This is a genomic window from Saprospira grandis (assembly GCF_027594745.1).
In the GTDB taxonomy this organism is placed as follows: Bacteria; Bacteroidota; Bacteroidia; order Chitinophagales; family Saprospiraceae; genus Saprospira; species Saprospira grandis.
The window spans coordinates 849,779-865,668 of sequence record NZ_CP110854.1 but is presented as its reverse complement, the minus strand read 5'-3'; the positions used below and the strand labels follow the sequence as shown (position 1 = coordinate 865,668).

The 15,890-nt window shown below is 46.5% G+C and carries 9 protein-coding genes; 6 read left to right on the top strand and 3 right to left on the bottom strand.

Annotated features, from left to right (window positions below):
• From hscA to OP864_RS03300, 3 genes are all read left to right on the top strand, one after another.
• Positions 1–1,890 (top strand): Fe-S protein assembly chaperone HscA, encoded by a 1,890-nt coding sequence (hscA, locus tag OP864_RS03310; protein ID WP_270099879.1) that lies wholly within the window; start codon positions 1–3, stop codon positions 1,888–1,890.
• A 212-nt stretch (positions 1,891–2,102) separates the two neighbouring features.
• Positions 2,103–3,464, top strand: a complete 1,362-nt coding sequence (locus tag OP864_RS03305) for an aldehyde dehydrogenase family protein (protein ID WP_270099878.1) — start codon at positions 2,103–2,105, stop codon at positions 3,462–3,464.
• Positions 3,465–3,677: 213 nt separating this feature from the next.
• Entirely contained in the window at positions 3,678–5,237 is a 1,560-nt protein-coding gene (locus tag OP864_RS03300; protein WP_270099877.1) for a hypothetical protein, read from the top strand.
• 234 nt (positions 5,238–5,471) lie between these two features.
• Here the strand turns inward: OP864_RS03300 and OP864_RS03295 are convergent, their stop codons facing one another.
• Positions 5,472–7,991 carry a DNA gyrase/topoisomerase IV subunit A gene (locus tag OP864_RS03295; RefSeq protein WP_270099873.1) on the bottom strand — a complete coding sequence of 840 codons (2,520 nt, stop codon included), beginning with the start codon at positions 7,989–7,991 and terminating at the stop codon, positions 5,472–5,474.
• A gap of 275 nt (positions 7,992–8,266) precedes the next feature.
• On the opposite strand from OP864_RS03295, the gene OP864_RS03290 reads away from it, so the two are divergent.
• A complete protein-coding gene (locus tag OP864_RS03290; RefSeq protein WP_270099872.1) occupies positions 8,267–8,971 on the top strand; it encodes a peptidoglycan DD-metalloendopeptidase family protein in 705 nt (234 codons plus the stop codon).
• Between the two features lie 29 nt (positions 8,972–9,000).
• A complete protein-coding gene (locus OP864_RS03285; RefSeq protein WP_270099870.1) occupies positions 9,001–9,882 on the top strand; it encodes a hypothetical protein in 882 nt (293 codons plus the stop codon).
• A 228-nt stretch (positions 9,883–10,110) separates the two neighbouring features.
• On the opposite strand, the gene OP864_RS03280 is transcribed toward OP864_RS03285, so the two are convergent.
• Entirely contained in the window at positions 10,111–11,379 is a 1,269-nt protein-coding gene (locus OP864_RS03280; protein WP_270099869.1) for an alkaline phosphatase D family protein, read from the bottom strand.
• A 115-nt stretch (positions 11,380–11,494) separates the two neighbouring features.
• On the opposite strand from OP864_RS03280, the gene OP864_RS03275 reads away from it, so the two are divergent.
• Positions 11,495–11,914 carry a hypothetical protein gene (locus OP864_RS03275; protein ID WP_270099868.1) on the top strand — a complete coding sequence of 140 codons (420 nt, stop codon included), beginning with the start codon at positions 11,495–11,497 and terminating at the stop codon, positions 11,912–11,914.
• Between the two features lie 355 nt (positions 11,915–12,269).
• Here OP864_RS03275 and OP864_RS03270 read toward each other — a convergent pair whose 3' ends face one another.
• The gene (locus tag OP864_RS03270; protein ID WP_270099867.1) at positions 12,270–15,800 is read right to left on the bottom strand and encodes a beta strand repeat-containing protein; all 3,531 of its coding nucleotides are present in this window, start codon (positions 15,798–15,800) and stop codon (positions 12,270–12,272) included.
• Between the last annotated feature and the right edge of the window lie 90 nt (positions 15,801–15,890).

Genomic DNA, 15,890 nt, shown 5'->3' with positions numbered 1-15,890 from the left:
ATGGCAAAAATAGGAATCAACCTGCAATCTGGGCAGGTAGAAAAAGATAAAACCAAGAAAGGCGAGCTCATTATTGGGATTGATTTGGGGACCACCAACAGCTTGTTGGCCTATATCAATGCCGAGGGCGAAGCCGAATGTTTAAAAGAGGAATCGGCCAAGCATAGCTTGGTCCCTTCTGTCATTCATTGGCAGGAGGGGCAGCCCGTAGTGGGGCAATCGGCCAAAGAAATGTTGATCAAAGATCCAGAGAACACCATTTTCTCGGTCAAGCGCCTTTTGGGCAAATCTTATGGGGAGCTCAAAGATTATCAGGGCTTTTTTAGGTATGAGATTATTCCAAATGAGCAAGAAGACGGCCTATTGAAGGTTCGTTTGGGCAATAAGTTTTACAATCCCATCGAATTGTCTGCCGTCATTCTCAAAAGCTTGAAAGAGCGGGCCGAAAAGCTATTAAAGCAGCCCGTACAAAAGGCGGTGATTACCGTTCCCGCTTATTTTAATGATTCGCAGCGGCAAGCCACTCGCGATGCGGGGAAACTGGCCGGCTTAGATGTTTTGCGAATTGTCAATGAGCCCACAGCGGCTAGTTTGGCCTATGGAATAGGTTTGGACCCCGATGAGCAAAAGACCATTGCGGTTTATGATTTGGGGGGCGGCACCTTTGATGTCTCTATCTTGAGTATTGACAATGGAATCTTTGAGGTATTGGCTACGCATGGCGACACCTTTTTGGGGGGCGATGATGTAGACCGAGCCATTTTGAAGCATTGGGCCAAGGGGGCCAATTGGAGCGAGCAGCGCTTGCAGGAGGATCGGGCTTTTGCGCAGGAACTGCGTCTTTTGGCCGAAGAGGCCAAGAAAACCCTTTCTCAGGCTGATGAATTTGAGGGAGAATTGGGGGGCGAAGTATTGCGTTTAGACAAAGCGGAATTGGTCCAACTGACAGCAGAATTGATTCAGCGGACTATTAAGGCTTGTGAGCAGGCCCTAAAAGATGCGGAGCTGAATTTGAGCGATATTGATGAGGTCGTCCTAGTGGGTGGATCTACTCGTATGCCCATCGTTAAAGAGGCGGTGGCCAAATTCTTTGGTCAAGCGCCCAAAGACGAGCTACATCCCGATGAGGTGGTGGCTTTAGGGGCGGCCATACAGGCCGATGTATTGGCGGGTAACCAAAAGGACATCTTATTATTAGACGTAACCCCTTTATCCTTAGGAATAGAAACCGTAGGGGGGCTGATGGACGTCATTATTTCCAGAAACTCTAAAGTACCCATGAAAGCTGGCCGTCAGTATACTACATCAGTAGATGGGCAGATCAAGCTAAAAGTAGCGGTTTATCAAGGAGAGCGGGAATTGGTGGCCAACAACCGCAAGCTAGGAGAATTTGTATTGAAGGGAATACCGCCCATGGCGGCGGGCATGCCCAAAATAGAAATCCACTTCTTATTGAATGCGGATGGCATCTTGAAGGTGCGGGCCAAGGAATTGCGTTCGGGGGTAGAGCAACTAGTAGAAATGCGTTCGCCTTATGGTATTTCTGAGGAAGAAATGGGGAGAATGCTCTTAGATTCGATTAAGAACGCCAAGGAAGATATGGCTATCAAGGCATTGATAGAGGCGAGAACTGAAGCCGAATCGGTATTATTGGCGACAGATAAATTCATAGGGCAGAACGAGTCCATTTTATCGGAGGAAGAGATTGTGGGGATGCAGAATCGGGCGGCTAGTTTGGCCCAAGCCTGCGGGGGAGAGGATAAGGACCTCATTCAGCAGCGGATGGAAGAGCTCAACCAATATGCTCGGCCGATGGCCGAGCGGGCCATGGACCAAAGTATAGCCAAGGCCGTAGCAGGAAAGAAAATAGAAGAACAAAAATTTGATTAAATAGCGCAAAGGCCTTCCGAATTGGAAGGCCTTTGCTTTGGGAGGGGACAGGCGGCGAAGCCGCCGCAGGGGAGCGCAGCGACCGGCCTAGCGATGTGCAGGGGTGGCCGAAGGCCAGACCGAAGCGCGCAGCGCTGAAGGGCCGAGCGAATAGCGAGCCCCGAAACGTAGCGCTGCAGCTTTGCTGCGGAGGCCCCAAAAAAACAGAAAAGATGAATCAGTTTAGATCTAAAAATCCATATACAGGAGAGTTGTATGGAGAATATGACTTTGTGACCGCCTCGGAGTTAGCGCAGCAATTGAAGAAAGCGGAACTTGCTTTTCGGCATTGGCGGCGGCTTGCTATGGCCGATCGGCAGGCCTTATTTTTGGCTTTAGAACAGCAACTATTGGCGCAAAAAGAGGAATTGGCCTTAGTGGTCAGTCAGGAAATGGGCAAGCCCTTGGGGCAGGCCTTGGCGGAGATCGAAAAATGTGCATGGTTGATTCGGTACTATGTAGAATTTGGGCCGAGGATGTTGGCGCCGCATGCGGTAGATTATGCGCCGGAGAGCCGCAATATGGTCTATTATGAGCCATTGGGCATCATTTTGCAGATCATGCCTTGGAACTTTCCGTTTTGGCAGGTCTTGCGTTTTTCGGTACCGACCTTATTGGCGGGCAACGTCAGTTTGCTCAAGCATGCGCCCAATGTGCCCCGTTCGGCCATGGCGATTGCTCTATTATTTGAGCAGGCGGGTTTTCCGGAGGGGGTATTTCAGAACAGTTTTGCCAATTTGGAGCAAACGGCGGCCTTAATCAAGGGGTCGGAAGTGGCTGGAGTATCCTTAACGGGCAGTCGGAGAGCGGGATTAGCCGTGGGGGCCTTGGCTGGGGGCAGCATGAAAAAAATGGTATTAGAATTGGGCGGTTCGGATCCTTTTATTGTCTTGGAAGGGGCTGATTTGGAGGCGGCGGCCAAGGCGGGCGTACAGTCTAGATTTGGCAACAACGGGCAAACCTGCATAGCGGCCAAGCGCTTTATTGTGGAGCGTTCCTTGGCGGCAGACTTTTTAGATGCGGTGAAGGCGGAGATCGCCCAATTGCGTCAGGGCGACCCCATTTCGGATAATTTGGACCTCAGTTGCATGGCTCGAGAGGACCTAGCTTTGGAGTTGGCCCAGCAGAAAGCGGATAGTTTGGCGGCTGGGGCTCAGTTATTATTGGATGGAGGAAAGGGAGCGGGCAGCTTGTTTTCTCCGGTCATTTTGGGGCAGGCGCCCAAGGGCTCGCCGGCTTATTCTGAAGAGCTATTTGGGCCAGTACTCAGCTTCTTTGAGGTGGCCGATGCAGAAGAAGCCATTCAGTTGGCCAATGATAGCATTTATGGTTTGGGCGGGGCCATTTGGACCGATGAAGAGCGGGCTTTGCAGCTTGCTCCGTCACTAGAAGTAGGGACCTTGGCCATAAATCAACTAATGAGATCGGCCCCACATACCCCTTTTGGGGGAGTGAAACAATCGGGTTTGGGACGTGAATTAGCTGCAAATGGCATAAAAGAATTTGTTAATGTCAAATCAATTCTACGCTCTTAGATGATTTGACTAAATAGTTAGTTAAATTATAAATAACTGACTGACAGTTATTTAGCTAAAATTTAATATAGATTTTATCTAAATAAATAAAAAAACAAGGATTTGCTAAAGAAAAAGGGGGTTGGTAAAGCCTCCTTTTTTTGTTATTTTGTAATTGCAAAATGTGACATCAAAATAAGCAATTACACTAGCCAATAACCAACTCCTTAAGAAATGAAACATATATTAGAAATAGCGAAAATCGTTACTAAGAAGAAGGTCAAGAAGATAGAGATTTTTGACGACTATTCTTTGAGCCAGAAAAGCAGTAAATTTAATGACTTTTATGAGGCTGTAGTTAATGATAAATTTGAGACAGATGAGCAGGCTGCAGAATATTTGTATGGCAGTCCTTCAACGGATGATAAATATCGGCAGCTAAAGTCTAGATTCAAGAAGCGTTTGCTCAATACGCTCTTCTTTTTGGATGTCAATCTTCCCTCTGCATCGGATTACAATCGGGCCTATTTTTCTTCTAATAAAGACTGGACCTTAATCAAGATTCTCTTATCGAATAAAGCCTATGATACGGCGGCTTATTTGGCTCGTCAGTTGATGACCACGGCCCAAAAGTTTCAGTTTGCCGATGTGATTGTAAACTGTGCGCGCATTTTGCGAGAGCATTATGCTTTGCGGGATGAAAATGAGCGTTTGTATGAGGAGTATGATCAGTTGTGCAAGCAGTATCAGAATGTATTGGATGCGGAGATTCGCTCGGAGGAGTTGTATCAGCGGGTAGTTATTAACTACTACAAGCCGCATTCTAAGAATCAGGATTTGGCGGGGAGAATCAATGTATATTGTCAGGCGCTAGAGGGCTTGGCCGATCTTTACCAATCGCCAATTGTGCATTATCATCGCTATATGGTTTGGGCTTATCGCTATGAGATGTTGCAAGATTATGAGCAGATGATGGGCGTTTGCCAAGATAGCGAGCAATATGTTGCGGAGCATCCGGAGTTTTATCGAGACGATAAATTTGCCGAGATCATGATCAAAAAGTTGTCGGCTATTTTGCATATGGGCCAATATACGCCCAGCATTGCGCCGGCTTTGTATAAGCAGGCTATGAGCTTGCAAGACACCGATAGTTGGTTTCAGCTGATGGAGTTTTTCTTTTTGCTGGCGCTGCATGGCGAGCATTATGAGCAAGCCCAGCAGGTATTTTATGAGGTAATTGGCGATGCTCGTTTTGAGCGTTTGGAGCGAGAAGATCAGGAGAAATGGAATGCCTTTGAGATTTACCTCAGTTATTTGCATCAGTTTTATCCCGTGCTAAAAAATATTGAGCCCAAGAGCAGCCGGGCCAAGCGCCGCAAGCGCTTCCGTTTGCACAAGTTTTTGAGCGACCCCTTAGAGTTTAGCAAGTCGGAGCGCATGCTTAAGGTGAGCCACCTGATTGCCCAATTGCTTTTCCATCTGGAAATGCTGGATGTAGAGGCGGCTCAGGCCAAGGCCGAGTACCTGAAAGAGATTGCCAACCGTCGTTTGCGCAGAGAGGAGCATTATCGAACTATTCAGTTTATTCGCTTGCTTTATCAGCTATCTAAGGCCAATTTTGACTTTGCCCAGATTGGTATTTATCAAAAATATCTCGATCGTTTGGCGGAGGAGCCCTTCCGTTATCGCGGTATGATTGATGAGTTTGAGGTCATTAATTATAGTCATCTTTGGACCCTTTTGCTGGAGCGTTTGAGAGATTTGGAAATTAGCCAGGCTAGTCCTTTGAATTAGTCCTGTTTTTTGGGGCTGCCCCTCCCTGCGGTCGGGTCGGGCTGTGTCGCAGCTCGCAGGTCTGCTCGGCCCTTCGCTTTTTCGCTACGCTCAAAAGCTCGGTCTGGCCTTCGGCCACTGCTATCCATCCCTCAGCCGCGTCGCTTCGCTCCTATGCGGCGGCTTTGCCGCCTGCAAAACGCATAAAAAAAGCCCCAAGGCATTGCCTTGGGGCTTTTTGTTTATGGGCCAAAACTAGAAGAGGGCCTTTTGGTTCTCTTCATTTTCCTTTGGGCCAATCTCTTTTACATTTCTGATTTTATCATCATGTAGTTTGCTTCCTAGGGCTTTCCAGCCAGTTACATCTGCAATTTCGGCGAGTTGGGCCTCATTGGCGGTATAGCTACGGCCCTCTCTTTGTTCAAAAGCAATTTTGGGGGCTAACTGTGTGCCCGCCCAAAGCAATTTGGTCGAGCGGTGATTATTGGGCAAATACTCAAAGCGGCTATTGAGCGTACTGGTTTCAATCAGGAAGCGTTTGACATAGGTTGTTTTGCGCTCGCCATCAAAGTAAACGGCCGTAATGGGCTGTTCGGCATTCCATTTTTGGACCAGCAAGAGTTCTTCTGCTTCAAAGCGGTTGCTCAGCTCATAGTTAGTCATTTCATAGCTACCATCTTGGTAGAGGGCCAAAATGCGGTCCTCTTCTTCAAAGTCGCCCAATAATTGGCCATAACCAGAGCTATTGAGGCGGCCCGTTTCTGGCTCAAACCAAATTTGCAGTGCGCCCAAAGTAGATTCTCCCTGTCGTTTTACTTGAATTTTGCGAATAGGGTATTTGCTCAATAGATTTCCTCTAGCCGAGCGGCCCTTAACGGCTAGTTCGGCAAAATCATACTCAAAATCTTTCTTTTTGGCCTTACAAGCTTGACTAAGTTGAATGTGCAACAGCTCGGCTTCTCCGTTGGGATTGGCTGAAAAATGCAAGATTTTGGCTTTTTCTACCTTATTGGCAATGGGGTATTTTCTATCTCGGGTAATGGCCGTTACGGCAAAGCGCTTCACATAATTGGCCCCTTTATCAAGGTCGGCATAAACCACATTATAAATCATGCGCTCATCGCCTTTTCGCCAAATGGCCAAATGCAAGGGATTTTTGCCAATAAAGACCTTTTCGGCAATTTTTACTACGCTATAGGTTCCATCCTTATGAAAGACAATCACATCGTCTAAGTCAGAGCATTCCTCAACAAACTCATCTTTCTTGAGGCCATAGCCCATAAATCCTTCCTTGCGATTGACATATAATTTGGCATTATTCACCACCACCTCAACGGCATCAATCGTATCGAAGGTCATGATTTTGGTCTTGCGCTCTTTCTCTTTGCCAAAGTCTTTTAGCAAGCGCTTGAAATAGGCAATGGCATAATCCACCAAATTGGCCAAATCATGTCGAACATCGGCCAGTTCGTCCTCTAGTTTTTTGAGGTATTCATCGGCCTGAAACTTATTGTACTTAGAAATTCGCTTGATCTTAATTTCGGTCAGGCGGATAATATCTTCTTGAGTGATTGGGCGCCAGAGCTGTTTGGCAAAGGGCTGCATGGCCTTATCAATCGTCTCGAGCACTTCTTCCCAACTCTCACAATCCTCAATCAATTGATAGATGCGATTTTCAATAAAGATCTTCTCCAAAGAGGCCAGATGCCATTTATCGAGTAGTTCTTGCTCCCGAATTTTCAACTCCCACTCCAGCAAATCCTTGGTTTGGCCAGTGGCAATTTCTAAGAGTTCATCTACGGTAACAAAAATGGGTTTATCCCCTTGAATCACACAGGCATTTGGCGAAATAGAGAGCTCACAATCCGTAAAGGCATAGAGGGCATCCATGGTAATTTCGGGCGAGCTATTAGTAGGTAGCTCTACCAAGATCTCTACATCCTTGGCGGTATTATCTACCACCTTTTTAATCTTAATTTTTTGCTTGCTATTGGCCTTAATAATACTATCAATCAAGCTAGAAGTAGTACAACCATAAGGAATCTGACGAATCGCCAAAGTCTTGCGGTCCACAATTTCTATTTCGGCCCGTAGGCGGATTTTCCCCCCTCTTTTTCCCCCATTATAATTAGAGGCATCCATCATGCCGCCAGTGGGGAAATCGGGTAGAATTTGGGTCTTTTTTCCACGCAAAATAGCAATAGAGCCCTTAATCAACTCTACAAAGTTATGCGGCAGAATCTTAGTCGATAAACCCACGGCAATCCCCTCTACGCCTTGGGCCAACAAAAGAGGAAACTTAACGGGCAGATGAATAGGCTCTTTTTTTCGCCCATCATAAGCCAATTGGTAATTGGTGGTTTTGGGGTTAAAGACCACTGTTTTGGCAAACTTAGACAAGCGGGCCTCAATATAACGAGGGGCCGCAGCTCGGTCTCCAGTACGGACATCCCCCCAGTTTCCCTGACAGTCAATCAAAAGGTCTTTTTGGCCCAAATTAACCAAGGCATCGCCAATAGCAGCATCTCCATGAGGGTGGTACTGCATCGTCTGACCAATGATATTAGCCACCTTATGAAAGCGGCCATCATCCATGCTGTGCATAGCATGCAAAATTCGTCTTTGTACAGGCTTAAAACCATCTTCTACCGCAGGCACCGCCCGCTCTAAAATGACATAAGAGGCGTAGTCCAAAAAATAATCTTTGTACATCTCGCCCAATTGGTTGCGCTGAGGCTTTTTCTCCTGTACCTCCTGTTCTATTTCTTCTGACATATTGTTTTATTTTCCAATAGGGGCCAAATATACGCTTAATGTTTGGTTTTTGCGAAGCTTTAGCCCATCCTTAGCCCTATTTTACAACTTTTTGTTTTTAGTTGCAAACTTTTGTTGCCTTTCTTTTAGATACGACCCCCAAGGGCCAGCCGGCAGTACAAGCTCCTTAGCAGGGAAAAGGCCAAAATGAAAAATAAAATTTGTTTGTTTATCTAAAAGTAGTAACTTTGACTTAAACGCAAATATGTATCTAATAACCAGCTAAGTAAAAGAAGATGGCAAGAAAAATAGATGATTTTTTGGCTTGGGTCGGGCCCAAGAAAGGAACCTTTGGCAATGTGATGAATTTTGTGGGGGGCAGAGAATATGTGGTGGCCCTAGATTTATCAGAGACCAACCCTCGATCCGAGGAGTTCAAGACGCCAAAGGGGCTATATTATTATATTCAGGAGTGTATGGACCTCAGTTCAACTTTTGTGGGAATTGGAGGCTACCTAGAACGCCGCAATTTGTACCGAGAAAAACCCTTGTTTAATCCACAAAAAGACCCCCTAGATGAACGCTGTATCCATTTGGGAGTAGATATTTGGACCAGAGAAGGGCGGAGCGTTCGCACTCCCCTCAGAGCCAAGGTGCACAGCTTGGGCTATCATGAGGAGAATGGGAATTATGGGGGCGTCATTATTTTGGAACACCGCCCCTTTAATTGCCCTAAATTTTATACTTTGTATGGCCATTTGTCTAAGGCCTCTGTAGAAGCCCTAGAAGTGGGCCAAATGATCGACCGCTCGACTATTATTGGAACCCTGGGTAGCAAGGAGGAAAATGGCGGCTGGCGCCCTCATTTGCATTTTCAAATTATTATGGACCTGCAAGGACATCAGGGCGATTATCCTGGCGTTTGCTCGCCTCGAGAATTAGCAGAAATGAAGGCCAATTGCCCCAACCCCAATTTGATTCTGGATAGCCCGCTGCTTTAGCTTTGTCATTATCTAACTCACCTATACCTATGAAAAATCTACTCTTTGCTCTAAGCCTGCTGCTTTCAGGCCAATTGTTTGCCCAACATCCTACGCCTGTAGATATGTTGTTTAATCCTAGCGAAAATATTTTCCAGTTCTCCGGCGCCGGCGGAGGAAACCTCTATGGCCTTTTTAAGGCTTCTGGTGCCGCTTCTGGAGTCTTGGCCCTAGATGCCAATTATAACCTAAAGGAAAAAGTGGCCAATGGCCGCAAAAAGATCAATACGATTGCCCTCAATTTTAAGGTGCACCCCTTTATCAATACCCTTTTGGAGGGCCGAGATTCTCTGGATTTTAGAAAGTTGGCCTTTCAGGATAATGATTTTCGCCTGCAGTTTGGCGCCCGCTATACTATGCTCAGCGAGAAGGAGAAAAAGGGCCTTTTAGAGGGAAATTCTAAGCGTTTTGCCCAAGCTTTTATTGATGTAATTGTGGTCCCTTACCAAATTGAAGAGTCAGTCACTAATCAAACGGGCTTTACCAGCCTAAGCCTAAATATGGGCGGTAAGTTTGGTATCCTGCGCAAAATTATGGGCGGTACTTTTGGCATTACGGCCAATCCACAACTCGATTTACTCTTTATTTTGGACCAAGATATGGCTTTTGAGGAGGCTTTCCTCCAAGATCCTACGGCCAACCAACTTGCCAATATGCAGGCTAGCGCCAGAGCTTTTGCCGCTGCAGGCCTCAAAATTGAAGTGCCCCTCAATGATTTTATGCTCACTTTTGATGTCCGCCGCTATTATAAGCTAGGCGAAGGGGCCGAGCTAGAAGGCCTAACCGACCGCACCCTCTTTTCTGTAGGCGGTGTGGCTATGGGTAGCATCTTTAGCAAAAAGAAGAAGTCAAAATCAAATAAACGGAAGTAGAAGGTTTTTTTGGGGCCTCCACAGCAAAGCTGTGGCGCTACGCTTTGGGGCTCGCAGGTCTGCTCGGCCCTTCACAAAACTTCGCTAGCGCTCGTTTTGTTCGGTCTGGCCTTCGGCCACCCCGCCGCATCGCTAGGCCTGCGGGCTGCTGCGCAGCCCTGCAAAACCGTTTAATTGGACCAAAATGAACGGCCAGCGCAACTCATTGCGCTGGCCGCTTTTTATGCCTTATTGCAAATCTTTAAGGGCAATTTCTCTTTGCCAGAGCAGCTTCCCTTTCCGATTAAAGGTTTGGATGCGGCAAATGCGCTGCAAACCCTGGCCCACAATAGTCAGCAGGCCATAGTTTTGTTTGCGGACAAAGGTACCCTCTTCTCTACAATCATTCACCTTAGAGTAATAGGGATCGGTAAAACTAGTTAGGGGAGAGCAAGTATACTCATAAAGCGGATAGTCGCCTTCTCTTTTTAGGCAGTTGAGCTCGCTATAGTGTCGGTCTCCACTAATAACCACTACGCCCTTAATGTCCTCTTTTTGGAGAAAGTCCAGAAAGTCTTCTCGTTCTGCTGGAAATTGGTCCCAATGATCTCCCTTATCTAATTTGGGCCAAAGCTGCGTTCCTGAACAGATAAATTTAAAATCGCCCTTGGCTTGTTTGAGTTGTCTTTTGAGCCAATCCATTTGTTTTTTACCAAAAAGCGTTCGTTTTTCTTTGGGGCCATCGCCAATACAATAGTAGCGAGAATCGAGCAAGAAAAAGTCGCAGTTTTCTTGGCTAAAGTGGCTATAAACGCCTGGGTTGTCTTCTTCTCCATAATAGGGATTGGCCCACATCTTTTTAAAGACATTTAGGGCAGTATCTTTTAGCGGGAAATTGGCATCGCTATTATTTGGACCATAATCGTGGTCGTCCCAAGTGGCATATTGGGGACAAGATTGCAAAAACTTATTGATGGGCTTGCGTTCTCTAGAGCGCAGATTTTTTTTGACCATTCCCTTATAGGAGTTCCATTGGCCAAGAACATAATAGACATTATCGCCAGTCCAGACCATAAACTCGGCATCTGTTTGGGCCATTTTATTAAATATCTTGTTATATCTTCGGCGCTTGCCAAACATATTGAGGAGTAGAGGATATTGGAAGGCACAAGAGCCCGTTAGAAAGCTAAAGCTATCTTTTTGGGGAGTAATGGCTGGTTTTTTTTGGGCCAAAACCCGCACTATCCGCTTATTTTTCCAAAGGGGCTCATCCTGATAACTAATACTACTAAATTCTTGTTCTAATTTTTTGAGGACATGAGCTAGGCGGTTTTTCTTTTGTAAAACGGGTTTTTTCTGGACCAATATCCAGAAGCTAGCGGTAGAATCGGTATAGTGGCCAGGCATAGGCCCACTAATCACTTTATAATCTAGGAGTTGTTCTTGGCCAAAGAGGGAGGGGGTAAAAAAAAGGAGGCTAAAAAGGCAGAAAAAGGCAGGAGAAAAAGAGGTACACATGTTAATTTAATGTTAGCTATTGTTCAAGTCTGCAAATATAATTAAGTAGTTGAGATCACCTTCAAAAAATAGAAAAATCCCTACCTTAGCAGGCCCAATAAATCAAATTTGTGCTATGATTTTCGATATTGACTTTAGTAAAGAAGAGGTGGCGCGTTTGTACTTGACCTACAAGCGTCGTCCGGAGAATTACGACAAGATAAAGAAGCGTTTGATGGGCTCTAAGGCTCGTAATGAGTACCAGAAAGGGCAGAGAGGACGTTATTTCTTTATGGGGGCTGTTATTGCCATTAGTATGGTGGGTTCTGCCTATGCGTTTTTCTTGGGCCATTGGGGGAGTTTTGGGGCCATTTGGCTCATTTGTGCGGCATTTTTGATTGCTTTAGGGACATTTTCCTTTGTGGCCTATCGCAATTTTGAGCTTGTTTTTAAGCGAAATGTGGCCTTTTTTGAGGAGTTTGAGGCTTTGGCCGAGAAAAGCAATAATGTAGAAGATTTTCAGATTGACTGGAACCTGAAAGAAAAGGCAAATTAGCCGCTATTGATGTTTAGCGAGAAGGCCCCAAAAGCAATTGCTTTTGGGGCCTTTTTTTGGGACCAATTGGATGGGACAGGCGGCGAAGCCGCCGCAGGCTGAGGGATGGAAAGCAGTGGCCCAAAGGGCCAGACCAAGGCGCTTTGCGCCGCAGGGCCGAGCAGACCTGCGAGCTGCGACACAGCCCGACCCGCCCGAGAACTCATGAGGGTTTTAACCCTCATTTTGTATTGCTTCGCAAAGCGATACCGCTTTGCGCTGGGTTTCAACCCGGCGGGCGGGGCAGCCCCAAAAAAAGACGCCCCTCCAAAAAAGGAGAGGCGTCAGGAGTTAAGCACCTAAGAAAGGGGCTAAATTACTTTTTGCTGATGCGGTAGCTATTGCTAGCTTCTTGATCGGCAACACGTAGGAAGTAAACGCCGGCGGGCAATTCACTCATATCGATATCAAACTGTTGGTTAAGGACTTGGCTAGCTTGGAAGCTGCGGATGACTTGACCAGCGGCATTGCTCAATTCGATTTTCACATCGCTAGCTTTGTTAAGTTCGATAGTCAATTTAGCTACAGATTCCACAGGATTGGGGAATACGCTAATATTGATATTGGCATTAGTGGCTAGAACAGCAACGGGGCCATCGGGAACATTAACGGTGAGGCTAGTATTACAGCCGTTAGCGTCGGTAACAGTTACAGTATAAAGGCCAGCAGTCAAGTTGCTCACATTGGCTGTAGTGGCACCATTAGACCAAGCGTAGGTATAAGGAGCAGCACCACCAGTAACAGTAACATCGATGCTACCATCGTTGGCACCAACAACAGAAGTTCCAGTTACGGTAGTATCGAGAACGATAGCTACAGTAGCATTTACAGTACTGTTGGCTACCAATTCGCAGCCGTTAAGGTCAGTAATAGTTACGGTATAAGTACCAGCGGCAAGAGCTGTGAGGTCGGCAGTAGTTTCGCCATTGCTCCAGTTATAGCTATAAGGAGCAGAACCACCAGAAGTAGTTGTGCTGATTGCGCCATCTGCGCTACCGCTACAACTTAGGTCAGTAACCGTCATGTTATTGACGATAGCAGTAGGTTGAGCGATCGTTACAGTAGCATCTTTAGTACAGCCGTTAGCATCGGTAACAGTAACTGTATAAGTACCTGCACCGATATTGTTGATAGCGGCAGTATTGGCATTATTAGACCACATATAAGTATAGCCAGGAGTTCCACCAGAGGCAGTGATAGTAGCCATACCGTCATTGCTAGAGAAGCAAGAAGCGTCCATAGTTCCAGTCATGTCTACATTGGCATCAACGGGAGCGGGAGCAGTAAGAGTAACCACGGTGCTTACGGCACAACCATTATCATCAGTAACAGTTACAGTTTGGTTACCAGCAGAAAGTCCGCTAGCAGCCGCTGTAGTTTGGCCATTAGACCAGATGTAAGTGTAGGGAGCTGTTCCACCAGCAGGGGTTACAGTAGCTTCTCCATCGCTAGCCGTGGTACAGCTAAGCTCAGAACCGTTGTAGTTAGAAGTTACGGTAGCCGTAGCGGTAGGTGCGTTGGGGTTACTTACGGTAGCCGTAGCGGTAGCTTCGCAACCGTTGGCATCAGTAATAGTTACGGTATAAGTTCCAGCAGAAAGGTTAGAAGCGGTAGCGGTAGTTTCGCCATTGCTCCAGTTGAAGCTATAAGGCGTAGTTCCACCAGCAGGAGTTACTGTAGCAGAACCGTTGGCGGCGCCACAGCTAGAGTTTACGCTAGAAGTAGTTCCGCTTACTGTACCTGCGGTGCTACCTACTGTAGCGCTGCTAGTTACAGCACAGCCGTTATTATCAGTTACCGTTACATTGTAAGTACCGGCCATAAGAGCGGTAGCGGTAGCGGTAGTTTGGCCATTAGACCAAAGGTAAGTATAAGGAGCAGCTCCAGCAGAAGCAGTTACTGTAGCCGAGCCGTTGGCAGCGGTACAAGTAGCATCTGTAGCTGTAGTGCTTGCGGTAGGACCAGCAGGGCTACTTACAGTAGCGCTAGCTGTACCTTGGCAACCGTTAGCATCGGTGAAAGTCACGGTATAAGTACCAGCCATAAGAGCGGTAGCGGTAGCTGTAGTTTGGCCATTAGACCAAGCATAAGTATAGGGAGTGGTACCGTTGCTTACGTTTACTGTAGCAGAACCGTTGGCATTGCCACAAGTGGCGTTGGTAGCGGTAGCTGTACCGTTTAGAGTAACAGTTGTGGCATTAACAGTAGCAGAAGCTGTAGCGACACAGCCAGTAGCATCAGTAATTGTTACATCATAAGTACCTGCAGCCAAACCGTTAATTGTTTGTGTAGTAGCGGCAGTAGACCAAAGGTAAGTATAAGGAGCAGATCCGTTGGCGGGGTTAGCCGTTACCGAACCGTTGCTAGCCGTACAAGTAGCGTCTGTAGCTGTAGCTGCAGCCGTAATGTTACAGCTTACATTGAGGTAAGGACGGATAACGGGAGTGTAAGGGAACCCACCAGTGACCAAACCATCTAGTGTTTGGTAAGCACCACCGTTAATATTGGCATATACCGTATTGGGCGTATAGATATCAGGATCACAAAGGATGTTAAGTCCATCCATAGTAAATGACTCTTCTACAGCAACTAGGTATTGGCCAGGCGTAAGGTTAAGTACACCGCCTGTAGTATTCGTGATAGGCAAGGTCAGGATAGTACCATTAGCCGTAGTATCTGCAGGAGTAAGGATATAGTTGGCTGATTGTCCGATAATTGTACCATTGGGTACACCAGCGGTGGTTTGAACAACAACAAGACGTACCGTATCCCCTAGGTTAGTGGCATCGGGGGCCAAAAAGAACAAAGCAGAGTCTAGCTGAGTATTCGCCGTAATGTCGAAAAGATTACCCATAATAGCTAGAGCACCAGCACCAGCACCAACGATGTTCGTCGGGCTACCCGCATCACGAGCATACTCATTGTCTGTAATCGTAAGACCGTAGCGGGCGGTATCATTAGCCGTGCTACCTGTAGGCCCCGTAATGATGTGCTCAAAGATATAACCTGATTGTGCAGGAGGTACAAAACTACCCATGCTTACCGTTGTGCTCGCTCCAGCAGCCAAGTTAGTGGCCGTGTTGTTGTAGGTCTGGATAGGCGTACCAGGAGCTGCAAAATCATAGATATTGGTAGTAATGCTCACAGAAGCGGCTGTTCCTGTACCTGCATTCGAGATCGTCGTGCTAACAGGAATTGTTCCTGCCTGAGACTGAGGCATCAAGGTGTACTCTGAAGGCGAAATAGCCGAAATCAAGAGTTCATTAGAAGAAGCCGTTTGGTTCAAACGAACGTTATCTACGCCCAAACCAGTAGCCCAACTACCACTGTCATTATACAAGAAGGAAATCAATACATTGGCATCATTCGCATAAGCATTTAGCGAAATGGTCGTATTGTCCTGCCAGCTTCCATCAACGGCAGGCATTACATAAATGGGGGTCCAAGTAGTACCACCATCTGTACTCACCTCAATCTGTCCAGTACTTCCATACAGTCCATCCATGTAGAGGTCAACAATCAATTCTACTCCACCTGAGCGAGTAGAAAAGTTCTGTACAGGTAAAATAAGACGGTCTGCTGACTTATCACAGTCACAAACATCATCATTGGTCTGTGCAAAAAAGGTATGAGCAGGAGCAGGCCAAGCACCTGCTGCATTGGCATCTGCATTGGTACCTATATCATAGATACCATCTGTAGAAAGCCCTGTTTCGGTCCAACCCGTAGGTAAACCGTTGGCGCCCGTAAGGCCCTCAAAGTCTTCCGTAAAGAAGATTTGTGCATTAGATTGCTGCCAGAAAAAAAGGCTAAACAGCAAAAATGCAAAAGTCTGAATTCTAGTCATTTAATTTTATTTTTGTTAGTTAAAATGGAAAACAGTCCAAATCTATGGATTTTATAAGACAATTGGGGGACAGCTTTCAAAGATAGGCCA